10 protein-coding genes and 2 pseudogenes are annotated in these 14,264 nt (G+C 55.2%); 7 read left to right on the forward strand and 5 right to left on the reverse strand.

The features are described from left to right. The first annotated feature begins 85 nt into the window (after positions 1 to 85). The 5 genes from C7123_RS03785 (at position 86) to C7123_RS03810 (ending at position 8,858) form a co-directional block, all read left to right on the forward strand. On the forward strand, positions 86 to 2,110 hold the full coding sequence (locus C7123_RS03785) for a TonB-dependent receptor plug domain-containing protein (RefSeq protein ID WP_069175828.1): 2,025 nt from the start codon (positions 86 to 88) through the stop codon (positions 2,108 to 2,110). Between the two features lie 360 nt (positions 2,111 to 2,470). Beyond that, entirely contained in the window at positions 2,471 to 3,256 is a 786-nt protein-coding gene (locus C7123_RS03790; RefSeq protein WP_069175829.1) for a hypothetical protein, read from the forward strand. Between the two features lie 708 nt (positions 3,257 to 3,964). Further along, complete coding sequence (dxs, locus tag C7123_RS03800; protein ID WP_069175831.1) at positions 3,965 to 5,884, forward strand: 1-deoxy-D-xylulose-5-phosphate synthase; 1,920 nt, start codon at positions 3,965 to 3,967, stop codon at positions 5,882 to 5,884. Then, positions 5,881 to 7,224, forward strand: coding sequence for a Trk system potassium transporter TrkA (gene trkA / locus C7123_RS03805; RefSeq protein WP_069175832.1), 1,344 nt, complete (start codon positions 5,881 to 5,883; stop codon positions 7,222 to 7,224). The genes dxs and trkA overlap by 4 nt, the downstream gene beginning before the upstream one ends. Positions 7,225 to 7,427: 203 nt before the next feature. Continuing rightward, positions 7,428 to 8,858 carry an SLC13 family permease gene (locus C7123_RS03810; protein WP_394365934.1) on the forward strand — a complete coding sequence of 477 codons (1,431 nt, stop codon included), beginning with the start codon at positions 7,428 to 7,430 and terminating at the stop codon, positions 8,856 to 8,858. A 117-nt stretch (positions 8,859 to 8,975) separates the two neighbouring features. Here C7123_RS03810 and C7123_RS12855 read toward each other — a convergent pair whose 3' ends face one another. Further along, a complete protein-coding gene (locus tag C7123_RS12855) occupies positions 8,976 to 9,263 on the reverse strand; it encodes a hypothetical protein (RefSeq protein ID WP_159049826.1) in 288 nt (95 codons plus the stop codon). A gap of 169 nt (positions 9,264 to 9,432) precedes the next feature. On the opposite strand from C7123_RS12855, the gene C7123_RS03815 reads away from it, so the two are divergent. Next, positions 9,433 to 10,893, forward strand: a complete 1,461-nt coding sequence (locus C7123_RS03815) for a TrkH family potassium uptake protein (RefSeq protein ID WP_069175833.1) — start codon at positions 9,433 to 9,435, stop codon at positions 10,891 to 10,893. Between the two features lie 177 nt (positions 10,894 to 11,070). Here C7123_RS03815 and C7123_RS13595 read toward each other — a convergent pair whose 3' ends face one another. The 3 genes and pseudogenes from C7123_RS13595 to C7123_RS13605 all read right to left on the reverse strand — a co-directional run. Continuing rightward, positions 11,071 to 11,295 (reverse strand): transposase, encoded by a 225-nt coding sequence (locus C7123_RS13595; RefSeq protein ID WP_394365935.1) that lies wholly within the window; start codon positions 11,293 to 11,295, stop codon positions 11,071 to 11,073. An 11-nt stretch (positions 11,296 to 11,306) separates the two neighbouring features. Next, positions 11,307 to 11,432: a transposase gene (locus C7123_RS13600; RefSeq protein ID WP_394365930.1), complete on the reverse strand. Its 126-nt coding sequence runs from the start codon at positions 11,430 to 11,432 to the stop codon at positions 11,307 to 11,309. 19 nt (positions 11,433 to 11,451) lie between these two features. Then, positions 11,452 to 11,985, reverse strand: a pseudogene (locus C7123_RS13605) (transposase); the annotation flags it as partial. A 464-nt stretch (positions 11,986 to 12,449) separates the two neighbouring features. Here C7123_RS13605 and C7123_RS12860 point away from each other — a divergent pair. After that, positions 12,450 to 12,983, forward strand: coding sequence for a hypothetical protein (locus tag C7123_RS12860; protein WP_159049827.1), 534 nt, complete (start codon positions 12,450 to 12,452; stop codon positions 12,981 to 12,983). A gap of 154 nt (positions 12,984 to 13,137) precedes the next feature. Here the strand turns inward: C7123_RS12860 and C7123_RS03825 are convergent. Beyond that, a pseudogene (locus tag C7123_RS03825) lies at positions 13,138 to 14,214 on the reverse strand (helicase); the annotation flags it as partial. Positions 14,215 to 14,264: the final 50 nt, after the last annotated feature.

Consider the following 14,264-nt stretch of genomic DNA (forward strand, 5'->3'; position numbering starts at 1 on the left):
GAGCCCCGGTCGCTCGTTTTTCCCCTTTTCCCTTCTTTTGCAAGCCGTTTAACTGCGGCGCAAACATCATTTAATCACTTTAATTATGAACAGAAAGAGACACCTGAACAGGGCGTGCACCTTCCGCTTCCGGCGGTTTGCACGCAAGGCATACAGCGCTTTCAGCAGTATGCACCGAGTAGTTAACATCGGCGTGGTGGCCGGCTGTATGCTGACCTTCGCCCACGCCACGCAGACGGCAGCACAGCCTGCGGCGGCACCCGACGCCTTGCCCACGGACAGCCTCCGCGAAGAGACGCTCGAGGAAGTGACCGTCACGGCTTCACACCTCGAGACGCCGCTCAGCCAGACGTCCAAGATCGTCACCGTCATCACCCGCGCACAGATCGAGCAGGCGCCCGTCCGAAGCATCCAAGACTTGCTGGTCTACGCCGCTAACGTGGACGTAATCCAACGCGGCGGCCACGGCGTACAGTCCGACATCTCCATCCGCGGCGGCTCAGCCGACCAAACAGCCGTCCTCCTCAACGGCGTCAACTTCTCCAACCCCCACACGGGCCATTACAGCTTCGATCTCCCCATTAACCTTTCCGACATCGAGCGCATCGAGATCGTACACGGCCCATCAGCGCTCATCTACGGTTCGTCGGCCTTCTCCGGCGGCATCAACATCATCACGAAACAGAAAGTCGAAACTCCCCTCTACCTCGCAGCCGAAGCCGGTATGCACGCCCTGCGCGGCGGCGAAGTGCGCGGCGCACTCGAGGCGGGACCCACCACAAGCAGCCTCTCCGTCGGCCATCGCGCCTCAGACGGATACATCGCCGGCAGCGACTACGCCATCTGGAACGCCTTCTGGCAGACGCGCGTGCGCTTTAGCGGCGACAACCGCCTCGACATTCAGGCGGGCTATGAAAGCAAGAACTACGGCGCCAACACCTTCTACACCGCCCTCTACCCCAACCAATACGAGCGCACGAGCTCCTGGGCCGGATCCGTCAAAGGAGCCTTTGGCGGCGCACTGAAGGTGGTGCCGATCCTCTACTGGAATCGTCATTATGATCAGTTCGACCTCATCAAGGACACCGACAAGGGCCGCAACTTCCACCGCGGCGACACGTACGGGGCGAACCTCATCTTCCAATATACCTGGCGCGGCGGCGTGACCAGCCTCGGCGGCGAACTGCGGCGCGAGGAGATCATCAGCAGCAAGCTCGGTACACCGATGGCCACCCCGAACGGTCACTACACACGCAGCGACGCCCGCACCATCGTCAGCGCTACGGCTGAGCACACCTGGACGTGGCAGCGCTGGGCCGCCTCGGCCGGCGTGATGATGCAGCGCAACACCCTGCTCGACGGCGTGCGCTTCTACCCCTCGGCCGGCTTGGCCTATCGCCCGACGGACGACCTGAAGCTGAACGCTACCTGGAGTCGCTCGACCCGTATGCCGACCTTCACCGACCTCTACTACACCACCGAGACGCACACGGCCAACGTGGGCCTGAAGCCCGAACGCTCTGAGTCGGTCGACCTCGGTGTGACGTTCACGCGCCCCGCAGTAACGCTCCGCCTCGTGGGCTACCTGATGTGGGGACGCGACGTGATCGACTGGGTGCGCGACTCGGGCACGGCCAAGTGGGCGTCATGGAACTTCACGGAGATAGACAAGCAGGGCGTCGAGATGGGCGCCACCTTCCGCCCGGGCGCCATCTGGCCCTCGATGCGCGGCACGGTGCTCAACGTGGACTATGCACGCATGAATCAGACGGCCGACAGCCACGGCCTGGAGTCGCGCTACTCGCTGAACTACCTGCGTGACAAGGTGACCGTCGGACTGCAGCACCCGATCTTTCGCGGGCTGACGGCCTCGTGGCACTTCCGCGCGCAGAAGCGCATGGGCAGCTATCGCCGATACGTGGACAAGAAGGACATGGGCCTGGAGCCTTACCCGGCCTTCTCGACCCTCGACCTGAAGCTGAACTATGCCGTCCGCAAGTTTGACTTCCACCTCGACCTGAACAACATGTTCAACGTCACCTATTACGACATCGGCAACGTGCCCCAGGCCGGCTTCTGGCTCATGGGCGGCGTCGCATTCAAGCTGTAAAACGGGGCTGAAGCCCCGGGTAGTTATGCGCCTTGCGGCGCTGTAGTTACGGGCTTCGCCCGGGTAGTTATGCAGCCTGTCGGCCTCGGTAGTTACGGGCTTCGCCCGGGTAGTTATGCGCCTTGCGGCGCGGTAGTTACGGGCTTCGCCCGGGTAGTCAGAGGGTAGTTACATGGTAGAATCTACTTCTAACTACCCGTAACTACCCGGGGCTTTAGCCCCGTACTACCACGGCCGCAAGGCCGCATTACTACCCGGCGCGAAGCGCCATAACTACCGGGCGTATGCAATACGCCTACTACCCGGCCGTTAGGCCGATAACTACCGCGGCCGCAAGGCCGCATAACTACTTTATAACATATGAACCTGAAACAAATCATTGCCGCAGGGATCCTCCTTATGTCGCTTGCGGCCTGCGTCGAAGAACGCAGCAATCAAGGTGAGACGGCCCCCGGATGGGTCGCCTTCGAGTACACCTCGGCGCTGGTGGAGCGCTGTGGCATCACGGCGGAATACCTCCACCGCTTCGACCGTTATTTAGAGCAAAACACCTCGTCTGGACGCGACTCGGTGGATAGACTCTACTTCTCCAACGTAAAGATCCAGCGCGACCAAGAGCCCAACGCGTGGACGCTTCGCCTCAAGGAGCGCTACGGGAATGAGCGCACCATTACGATCCGCAACGCCGTACGCGGTGGGATGTGGGAGGTGGTCGGCGAAGGCTTGGCCACGAAGTTCAGCCCACGCTCGGAGCGTGCCGTGGATCACTTCCGCGTCAACACGGGGAAGAGTGGCACGTGGTACATGGAGCACATCGGACGCGACCGAGAGTTTGCCGACAGCTCCGCGTGGATGGTGCAATTCGTCAGCGACGGCAGCCTACAGCTCGTGGGGAATGGCGTGCGGACAAGTCTGGCTGTGCCTACACTGCGGCTGGACTTCAAGACCGATTTACCCCTGAGTTACACCCTGCGAAACACCTCTACGTTCACGCTCGTGGACGGGCAACTGCGGATCATAGCCACTGGCCCCAACGGTCTGCCGGAGACAACCGCGGTCACAGCCATCGGTAGCGATCGCATACGGATTAACTACAACAACAAGCACAGCGCTGAGGGCAATTGGAACTCGGCGATTGAGCTTTGATCCGAGGCCTCTTCGCAGGCTTGGCAACCAGCCGACGGAGGCAGCCCGGGAAGAAACTCCTCCCTCGGCTGCCTCTGTTGCTTTTATAGCCCCAAGCCATCGGGGCCGTTTACCCCTTGCACGCCGTGCAAACACCGAAATGACCCTCATTTTACCCCTTGCACGCTGTGCGAGCACCAAAATGACCCTCATTTTACCCCTTGCACGCCGTGCAAACACCGAAATGACCCTCATTTTACCCCTTGCATGCCGTGCAAACACTGAAATGACCCTCATTTTACCCCTTGCACGCCGTGCAAACACCGAAATGACCCTCATTTTGCCCCTTGCATGCCGTGCGAGCACCAAAATGACCCTCATTTTGCCTCTTGCATGCCGTGCGAGCACCGAAATGACCCTCATTTTACCCCTTGCATGCCGTGCGAGTACCAAAATGACCCTCATTTTGCCCCTTGCATGCCGTGCGAGTACTGAAATGACCCTCATTTTGCCTCTTGCATGCCGTGCGAGTACCAAAATGACCCTCATTTTGCCCCTTGCATGCCGTGCAAACACCGAAATGACCCTCATTTTACCCCTTGCATGCCGTGCGAGTACCAAAATGACCCTCGATGGCCTGCCGACAAGGCTGGGGAATGTGCTTTCCTTGCTGCCCTTACTTCCGGTGCTACCTTTGCCCGATAAAAACGAACAGTAAGGAACACAGGAATGGCTGATAGCAACCAATATCATCTGTTGAGCCGGATAGATAGCCCGGCTGATTTGCGGAAACTCGCCGTCGATAAGCTCCCCGCGGTATGCGATGAGCTGAGGAAATACATCATCGACGTACTCTCAGAGCGGCCCGGACACCTCGGCGCCAGCCTCGGCGCCGTGGAGCTGACCGTGGCCCTGCATTACGTCTTCAACACGCCCGACGACCGCATCGTCTGGGACGTCGGGCATCAGGCTTATAGTCACAAGATACTCACCGGCCGACGCGAGGCCTTCCACACCCTCCGCCAGTTCGGCGGCATCGGCGGATTCCCCCACCCCGAAGAGAGCGCCTACGATACCTTCATCGCCGGGCACGCCTCGAACTCCATCTCTGCCGCCCTGGGCATGTCCACCGCCTTCGAGATAGCCGGCGAAGGGGGCCGACACGTCGTGGCCGTCATTGGCGACGGCGCCATGACCGGCGGACTGGCCTTCGAGGGCATCAATAACGCCTCCATCGACCCCAACAACCTGCTGATTGTGCTTAACGATAACGACATGTCGATCGACCGCAACGTGGGTGGCATGAACCGTTACCTTGTCGACATCACCACCAGCCAGACCTACAACCACATCCGCTACGAGGTCTACCAGAGGCTCCTCAAGCTGAACCTCATCTCCGAAGATCGGCGCGAGAACATCCTGCGCTTCAATAACAGCCTCAAGGCTCTCATCAACCGCCAGCACAACCTCTTTGAGGGCTTCAGTATCCGCTACTTCGGGCCTATCGACGGCCACGACGTAGGCGATCTGGTCAAGAAGCTGGGCGACATCAAGGAAATGAAGGGCCCCAAGCTGCTCCACATCAAAACGAAGAAAGGCAAGGGCTACAAACCCGCCGAGCAGTCGGCTACCGTCTGGCACGCGCCCGGGCGCTTCAATAAGGATACCGGCCAGCGCCTCCTACCCGAACGGACGAACGAGCCGCAGCTCTATCAGGACGTCTTCGGCCATACGCTCGTGGAGTTGGCCGAGAAAGATCAGCGCATCACGGGTGTCACCCCGGCCATGCCCACGGGTTGCTCCATGACGTACATGATGAAAGCCTTCCCCGATCGCGCCTTCGACGTCGGCATCGCCGAGGGCCACGCCGTGACCTTCTCAGCGGGCATGGCCAAGGAGGGCATGATCCCCTTCTGCAACATCTACTCCTCCTTCCTACAGCGCGCCTATGATCAGGTGATCCACGATGCAGCCATACTGAAATTGCACGTCGTGCTCTGCCTCGACCGCGCGGGCCTCGTGGGTGAGGATGGCGTCACGCACCACGGCGCCTTCGACCTGGCTTACCTCCGCCCCATTCCGAACCTAATCATCTCCTCCCCCCTCAACGAGATCGACCTCCGCAACCTCATGTTCACGGCTTACAAGACCGACCGTGGCCCCTTCGTCATCCGCTATCCGCGCGGCAAAGGCGAGCTGCGTGATTGGCAGAACGAGATGGAGCTGTTGCCCGTCGGTCGTGGCCGTCGACTGCGCGAGGGGACAGACGTAGCCGTCGTCACGATCGGCCCCATCGGCAACGTGGCGCGTCAGGCCATCGAAGCCGCCGCCGCGGAAGGCATCTCCGCCGCGCATTACGATATGATCTATCTCAAGCCCATCGACGAGGAGCTGCTGCATGAGATCGGCCGTCGCTACTCGCGCATCATCACCGTAGAGAACGGTACTGTGGTCGGCGGACTCGGCACTGCCGTCATGGAGTTCATGATGGAGCATGGCTATACACCCCGCGTGCAACGCATTGGCATCCCCGACCGCTTCATCGAGCATGGCAGCATAGCCGAACTCTATAACCTCTGCGGCATGGACGCCCCACACATCCTCGAGGCCATCCGCTCACTCGCCGGACAGAAAGGAGGCCAGGCATGAGAGTCGTCATTGCGGGTGCCGGTGAGGTAGGCCGCCATCTGGCGAAAATGCTTTCGCGCGAACGCCACGACATCATCCTCCTTGACCCTAAGGAGGAGAATCTGGCCTTCGCCAAGACGGGCATGGAGATCCTGCCCATCGTCGGTAATCCCACTTCGCTGCACGATCTGGAGAACGCCGACGTCCGTGACGCCCACCTCTTCGTCAGCGTCACCACGGAGGAGTCGACCAACATCACGGCCTGCATGCTGGCCAGCAACCTCGGTGCACGCAAGACCTTCGCCCGCATCAACAACCATGAGTACCTCCTGCCACGCAACAATGAGCTCTTCCAGAAGATCGGCGTCAACTCCATGATCTGCCCCGAGATCTTGGCCGCCAAAGAGATCGTAGCAGCCATCCGTCGGCCTTGGACACGACAGTACTGGGAACTCTTCGGCGGCGGACTCATCCTGCTCGGCATTAAGGTGCGCGACGATGCACCAATCATCAACCGCTCGCTGATAGAGCTGATGCAGCACGACAAGAAATGCTATCACATCGTAGCCATACAGCGCTGCAACGGCGAGATGATCATCCCCCGCGGTATGGACCACATCAAGTCTGGCGACATCGTCTTTGTCACCACCACCCGCGAACACATCGAGGATGTACGCATCAAGACCGGTAAGCAGAATCCGGAGGTGAAGAAGATCATCATCATGGGCGGCGGACGCATCGCTATCAAGACGGCGCACTTTCTGCCTGACAACATTCACATCACCATCATCGAAGCCGACCGCGACAAGTGTGCAAAGATCTCCGCACAGGTGCCCAAGAACGTGCTCGTCATCCACGGTGATGGGCGCGACACCGACTTGCTTGTGCAGGAGGGCATCGACGACGCCCAGGCCTTCGTGGCCCTGACCGAAATCGCGGGCACGAACATCTTGGCCTGTCTGGCAGCCAAGCGTTACGGCGTCTTCAAGACCATCGCACAGGTGGAGAACCTTGACTACATCTCCCTGGCCGCCAAGGTGGACATTGGCACGGTAATCAATAAGAAGCTCATCGCCGCGGGGCACATCTACCAGTTCCTCCTCGACGCCGACGTGGCCAACGTCAAGTGCCTCGCCTTTGCTCGCGCCGACGTGGCCGAGCTCGTGGCCAAACCCGACTCGAAGATCACCCGCAAGCCCATCAAGGACATGCGTCTGCCGAAGGACATGACCCTGGGCGGACTCATCCGCAACGGTATCCCCATGATGGTAGAGGGTGACACGCAGATCCGCGCCAACGATCACGTCATGGTCTTCTGCTTCGACTCAGCCATGCGCAAACTCAAGGATTACTTCAACTGAATATAAAGGGTGATACAGGGGTATAGGATGGTGGATAGTCAACGCGCTGATGCCCTCCTTATCGATTGTCATGTCTAAAAAGCATCAGAGAGCACCTCATGGTTAGTTGTTTTATTCAACTAAACTTGCAGCCCTGTTTTATTAATCCATTAACGCAACACACCATGACAGAAGTAATCGGAAAACTCTCAGATCAATTTGAGATGAAAAAACTCATCTCATCACTTGTTATCCTGCTGCTCGCACTAATCGTTTGGAACCTGCCCAGCACATCGTTCGGGATAGATGGGCTCACGACAGTACAACAGCGGGTTATTGCCATTTTCGTGCTCGCCACCCTGCTGTGGATTACCGAAGCCATCCCATCGTGGGCCACCTCGTTGGTCATCATCACGACGATGTGCTTAACGGTATCGGACAACAGTCTATCATTCTTGAAGAGCGATAGCGAGTCGTTCGGGACTCTGATGAGCTCGAAAGAGATCATGGCCACGTTTGCCAACCCTGTGATCATGCTGTTTCTCGGCGGATTTATCCTCGCCATCGCAGCCACCAAATCTGGGTTAGACGTGCTACTGGCCAAGACGCTGATCAAACCCTTCGGGAAACGCTCGGAAACCGTCCTGCTGGGGTTCATTCTGATCACAGGCACCTTCTCCATGTTTATAAGTAATACGGCGACGGCAGCCATGATGCTTGTCTTCCTCACACCCGTATTTGCAGCCTTGCCACCAGACGGTAAGGGACGTACGGCGCTGACGCTCTCCATACCCATCGCGGCCAATCTCGGCGGAATGGCAACACCTATTGGAACCCCACCGAACGCCATCGCCCTGCAAGCATTGAACGATCCAGAAGGCTTGAACATGCACATCGGTTTCGGGGACTGGGTGGCCTTTATGTTCCCTCTGGTCATCGTATTACTCTTCATCTCGTGGTACCTCATAAAAAAGCTGTTCCCGTTCAAGAAGAAAACGATTGAGCTTTCGATCACCGGGGAGATACATAGCGGATGGAGAATGAAGGTCGTATCGATCACCTTCATCATTACCGTCCTGATGTGGCTGTTCGACCGATATACCGGGGTCGACGCCAATACGGTCGCGATGATTCCGATGGGCGTCTTTGCCGTCACCGGAGTCATTACGAAGCGAGATCTACAGTCGATCAATTGGAGTGTGATTTGGATGGTAGCAGGCGGATTTGCTCTCGGCCTCGGGTTGAACGGCTCTGGCCTAGCCGGTGCCGTCATTCGGTCGATCCCGTTCGGAGGATGGTCACCCATGCTGATCCTTATCATATCGGGCGCGATCTGCTACATCCTCTCCAACTTCATCTCTAACACAGCTACGGCGGCGCTGCTTGTGCCCATTCTTGTCGTAGCCTGCACGGGAATGGGAGACGCTCTGAAACAGATCGGCGGAACGTCGACAGTCATCATCGGTATAGCCCTCTCTGCATCCAGTGCCATGTGCCTACCGATATCGACCCCTCCGAACGCCATAGCCCATTCTACAGGACTGGTCGAACAGAAGGATATGCTCAAGATCGGACTGATCGTTGGCATGGTCTCTTTAATACTCGGCTATCTGCTCTTGTTCTTTGTGGGGAAAACGGGGCTGATCGGAGGATAACAAACGTGAGTTCGGCGTAAGAATGAGGTCTCTTATCTTATCTCTGGAGCATGTCTTTGATTGAGCGCTGTAACGGCCAAAGTGCTTCTGGAAACGCTTGCAACACTGTTGCAAGTCTCACGAAAAACTTTTTGGCGTTTGCAGCAATGCTGCAAATGCCTCGAAAAACTTTTTGGAGTTTGCAGGAACGCTGCAAGTGTCCCGAAAAACTTTTTGGAGTTTGCAGAAACGCTGCAAGTGCCTCGAAAAACTTTTTGGAGTTTGCAGGAACGCTGCAAGTGCCTCGAAAAACTTTTCGGCGTTTGCAGGAATGCTGCAAGTGCCTCGAAAAACTTTTCGGAGTTTGCAGAAATGCTGCAAGTGCCCCGAAAAACTTTTTGGCGTTTGCAGGAATGCTGCAAGCATTTCCAGAAATGTTTTAGCCCATCGCGAGTCATCCGTAGAACCTCTCTGCTGGCTTTGTTCTTACGTCAAACTCACGCTAACAAGAAGCTGTTTCGAATTTATTGAATGATTATTCTGAGGAGCTGCCGAAATCGATTCGAGACAGCTTCTAAATCCCATCCCCCCATCTATGTTTCACCAACTTAACGTCCGCTTCATCATCAAGTTCTTGGGCACGATGCACATGCTCGAGAGCCTCTTTATGCTCTCCGCCGTAGCCGTCTCCTTCTGGTATCACGACAGCGACCTCATCCCGCTCGCTATCTCCTGCGCCATCATGTTCTCTGCCGGACTCGCCATGTATATCACCGGTCGCCACGCCAACGACTATCGCTCCGGCCGCCGCGAAGGCATGATCAGCGTCACCCTGACGTGGATCTTCCTCTCCTTCTTTGGTATGCTACCTTACCTCATCAGCGGCTACATCCCGAACGTCACCGACGCCTTTTTCGAGACCATCTCCGGCTTCACCACCACCGGTGCCACCATCCTGGACGACATCGAGCGGCTGCCTCACGGACTGCTCTTCTGGCGAAGCCTCACCCAGTGGCAGGGTGGCATTGGCATGATTGTCTTCACTGTCGCCCTATTACCCATGTTCGGTGGTGCCGCCTCCCAGCTATTCGACGCCGAAACGCCCGGTATCACCCACGATCGCTTCCGCCCGCGCATCACCCAGGTAGCCAAGCGCATCTTCGGACTCTACGTCCTCATCACTCTGGCCTTCCTTCTCCTCCTTTGGATCGGCCCCATGAACCTATTCGATGCCCTCAACCACGCCATGACCACCGTAGCCACCGGCGGCTATTCCACCAAAAACAATGGCCTCGCCTACTGGCACTCCGCCTACACGGAGTATATCGTCATCCTGGGCATGTTCATCGGCGCCACCAACTTCACGCTGCTCTACTTCGCCCTCCGCGGACACAGCCAAAAGCTCTTTCACGACCACGAATTCCGCTGGTTCTGCATCGTCATCGCCACCACCACCATAGTGACCACCGCGTGGATCCTGCTGCGTCACAACGAGACCAACCCCGAGCTGGCCTTCCGCCACGCCCTCTTTCACAGCACCGCCCTCGTCTCTAACACCGGCTTACTGACCGTCAACTATTCCTCCTGGGGCTCCTTCTTTGCCGTCATCGCCCTCTTCGTCATCATCGTGGCCGGGTGCGCTGGCTCCACCAGTGGCGGACTCAAGATGGGTCGCTTCATGATCCTCGTCAAGGACCTGCTCAACGAGTTCAAACGCCAAACGCATCCCCACGCCGTTCTGCCCCTGCGGGCGGGCGGGCAAGTCATCCCCGAGCATGTCGTCCAGCGCGTCTACACCTTCGCCATCATCTACGTCGGCCTCATCCTTTTCGGCTGTACCGTCCTCACCTTCGAGGGCATCGACCTCGGTGACGCCCTCGGCTTGGCCGCCACCTCCATCAGCAACGCCGGCCCCGGCATCGGCCACTTTGCGGACGGCAACTTCTCCACCATCTCCTCCTTCAACAAGTGGATCCTCTCCTTCCTAATGATCGTCGGCCGATTAGAGATCTTCACCGTCCTCACCCCCCTTCTACCCGGCTTCTGGCGACGGTAAAACGCTTATTCGTCCAATAGATCTCGCTCGAGCTGCTTCCTCAAAAAAACGCTCTCACTGATCCTAAGAAGCTGTTTGGGATTTATTTCGGGGGGAATAACGTTCCGAGGTGGTCGTAATACGTTCGGAACGTGGTTAAATATCCCTCGGAACGATATTAAATAACGCGAGTTCGACCTAAGCAACCGGCAGGAAAGAGGGATGTACAAACTCCTCGGCGGTGTTGATGGAGGGCTTTTTGTCGAAAAAGGAGAAAGCAGCCAAAGCCGATAACAGATTGATGATGAAGTTCGAGAAGCATCGATGACGAGTATGTTCTATCTGACAGATATTCTTCAGTTGATCATTAACTGTCTTGATCAGAGATCTTTTCCGGAGCACAATCTTGTCATGTTGGAACATCAAGGTATTCTTCACAGACCCTTTTTCAGACGCGTGATGAGGTGGACTCCGTCAATGAAGAGCTGTTCGAAGAGGTCTTTCGAGATATAGCCCCTGTCTCCGAAGAGCTTCCCGAAGATCCGTTTGTGGAAGTCCATGTGTTTCAAGGGGGGTCTGTCGTCTACATTGCCCGGAGTCAGAAGAAAACCCGAGCAGTTCCCCCTTGTCATTAATGATCAAGTGGAGTTTGAATCCATAGAACCACCCCAGCGTACTTTTCCCTTTCCGGGCAAATTCCTTGAAGGTTTTATGCTGCTTTTCTCTTTTGATATGGCAGCTTCGGATGGGAGTAGAATCGATAAAAGATATGCCGGCACATTGCCCCAAAGCCTTCATTTTTAGGAAGACAGCAAGCGGGATACAGACTTTTCGCTCTAACTCTACAAATCGGTTGTAGGACACGGTATGGGGGAAATCAGACTTCATGTGTGATCGGACGAAGAGATAAAAATGCTTCAGATCCCGAAAAGAGGAGAAGTGGAAAAGGATGAGAATCGTCATCACCTCACTACCGGACATAGTGAATTTGCGGTTCCTCCTTTTCTTTGGGGCCCCTTCTTCCAAGGAATGACTTTTGATTACGGCGTCGTATTCTTTCAAGAATTCGTCGACAAGATAGTAGATCTCTACCGTTTTATTGGTGGAAATCATTGTTGGATTTGCTCTTTGTTTTCAACGCATTAAAGATACAAACCTCACTCTTGACTCCCACCTCTTTTTGCCCCTTTTCTTAGGTCGAACTCACGTTATATTTACTACAACAAGAACACCAATACTTATTCATGTAGAGAAATTGTGCAAGGGCCAGTCACTCAAGGATGTAGAGGGACAAATGCAAATGTTAGCTTAGGGAAAGTCATTGATAATACGACAGTCTGTGCTTTTTTTCATTGCCATACGACTTTGCAGTATTGCCCTAAAGAAACAAAGAGAAGGACAGGCCGTCTTCTGCTGATAAAAGTTTTGCTAGTAAAAATAAGTCACCCAGTGTATTATATGATTATGCCAAGCGAGAAAGAGGGGGAGATAGGAAAGATCTTCCAAAGAAAATATATACGCTTTGGTCCATCAAAGCGTTCCATCTAATCTAAATAATCAATATAGCGGTTTATATTATGAAGTACTTACTTGGTGTTTTTGTGATGATTTTGGGTGTAGGCTCATCATATGCCCAATCAGTAAATATAGATAAAATTCCCACTAAAGATCGGCATGTGATTTTGATCGAAATCGCACAGAATGTGGCAGAAACGTTAGGACCTGGATATGCGTCATACTTTGGAAAGCCTATAGTATCTCCTCCCAAAAAGTTATGTAGGGATGATTATGATGATAGCTCTCCTGAAATAAGAAAGAATCTTGGACGTGCGTATTATACTGTTACATTTCCATATGATAGTAGCATTGTGAAATTCGAGTTTGATTATGCTGCTGAAGTGCGGATATGGAAAGATACGGGTGAACCCATGGATGTTACTTTTGGAAATGGTATGGGGAGGAATTTTTTTTCGTCAAGTTTTGAAGAACAGACTAATCGTCCTTTAAGAATCAAAGATAGAAATCACGTAAGGAGAGCCCCTATGTCTTCAAAAACAATAGAGGTGGTACCTCTACAAACAAGAGATGAGGAACAATCTATATGGAACTAAGTCAATCCGTATAATGGTAATACTACGGATGTGCCTTTACAAAGCGACTCGCTGTAATTCTTACTTAAACTGAGGGTGAACTAAGTCTATAGTCAAGAATGAGTGCGTGAGTTAATTTGTAAAATCAACAACAATGATATCTGCCTCCACCCACTCAGCGCACACGCAGCTTCGTTTCGTTACCAGGTAGTGGCCGTTCAGCTTTGGTGGCCGGCGGCTCTAGAACGGAAACCTGCTTACCGATCGCAGCTTCGTCTTCTTTCGCCTCGTTCTTCTTTAATGAGAGCGCGATCTTCCGATCCAGCTCCGCCGCGTTCCTCTTCAGCGTACGTAGCTCGTCCTCTTTCCGCCAGACGCCTGAGGCGGCTGCCTCAAAGACCGGAATCTGCTCCTTCGTCTTGGCCAACTCCTTCTCGTGCGTCTCGATGACTTTCGGGATCCGCTCTAGTGCGTTCAGGAAGTTTTGGCAAGCGAGCTTCGGATCAGCGGCCAGACGACCATTGTTATAGGTATAGTAAATGCCGCTGCAGCCTTGCACGAAAAAGCGGTTGACGGAGCAATCGAAAAGATCCTTCGCCGTGCTTTCCGTCTTCACCATGACCGGGAAACCATAGATCTCACCGATCTTGTTGTACTCGCCTTCGGTGCGCGCCTTCTCCGCAATCTCCTGCAAGCGCGCAGCCACAGCCTTAACGTCCGCACCATCCGGCACACCTTTTACCGACAGCTTATTGACCGGCACACCGTCGGCGTTACGCTTTACTTGGCTCTCAAAATGTGCTCGATCCGCCTGGGCTTCCCGGATCTTGTCTGAATGGAAAACGACAGAGCCCTTGATCTCCTCGAGCTTGGCTGCGGCCGTGTCGCGCTCTTTAAGGAAGCCCTTTCGCTCCGATTCCAAAGTGACGATCTTCTTCTCCAGCTTCGCTTTCTCGAGTAGATCAGTGTTGCCCGACAGCACGGCCACATACTCCGAGAAGTTCATGCCGCTGTCCTCGTCCATCGAACCTTCGTCGATGGAGCGACTGCCGAGCGTGTTCGTCTTGAGTTGGTTGATGAAGAGCTGTTTGTTGTGCAGCAAGTTGAACTTGTAACTGTCGAGCGAGCGCTCCACGGCATAGATGATCACGTCCACTTTGTTATCGGCAAACTGTTTGGCCACCTCGTTGCCTTTGCGGACGGCACGCCCGTTGCGCTGCTCGAGATCAGATGGGCGATCGGGTAGGTCAAGGGCATTACTACCCTCTTCCCCCCTAAGAACCGTACATGAGAGTTTCCCCT

It is taken from the genome of Tannerella serpentiformis, assembly GCF_003033925.1.
Lineage (GTDB): Bacteria > Bacteroidota > Bacteroidia > Bacteroidales > Tannerellaceae > Tannerella > Tannerella serpentiformis.

What these genes read in the sequence shown, in the direction of transcription:
- C7123_RS03785 (WP_069175828.1), top strand. Translation starts at nt 86, where the DNA reads ATGAACAGAAAGAGACACCTGAACAGGGCGTGCACCTTCCGCTTCCGG.
- C7123_RS03790 (WP_069175829.1), top strand. Translation starts at nt 2,471, where the DNA reads ATGAACCTGAAACAAATCATTGCCGCAGGGATCCTCCTTATGTCGCTT.
- dxs (WP_069175831.1), top strand. Translation starts at nt 3,965, where the DNA reads ATGGCTGATAGCAACCAATATCATCTGTTGAGCCGGATAGATAGCCCG.
- trkA (WP_069175832.1), top strand. Translation starts at nt 5,881, where the DNA reads ATGAGAGTCGTCATTGCGGGTGCCGGTGAGGTAGGCCGCCATCTGGCG.
- C7123_RS03810 (WP_394365934.1), top strand. Translation starts at nt 7,428, where the DNA reads ATGAAAAAACTCATCTCATCACTTGTTATCCTGCTGCTCGCACTAATC.
- C7123_RS12855 (WP_159049826.1), bottom strand. Translation starts at nt 9,263, where the DNA reads ATGCTTGCAGCATTCCTGCAAACGCCAAAAAGTTTTTCGGGGCACTTG.
- C7123_RS03815 (WP_069175833.1), top strand. Translation starts at nt 9,433, where the DNA reads ATGTTTCACCAACTTAACGTCCGCTTCATCATCAAGTTCTTGGGCACG.
- C7123_RS13595 (WP_394365935.1), bottom strand. Translation starts at nt 11,295, where the DNA reads ATGTTCCAACATGACAAGATTGTGCTCCGGAAAAGATCTCTGATCAAG.
- C7123_RS13600 (WP_394365930.1), bottom strand. Translation starts at nt 11,432, where the DNA reads ATGGACTTCCACAAACGGATCTTCGGGAAGCTCTTCGGAGACAGGGGC.
- C7123_RS12860 (WP_159049827.1), top strand. Translation starts at nt 12,450, where the DNA reads ATGAAGTACTTACTTGGTGTTTTTGTGATGATTTTGGGTGTAGGCTCA.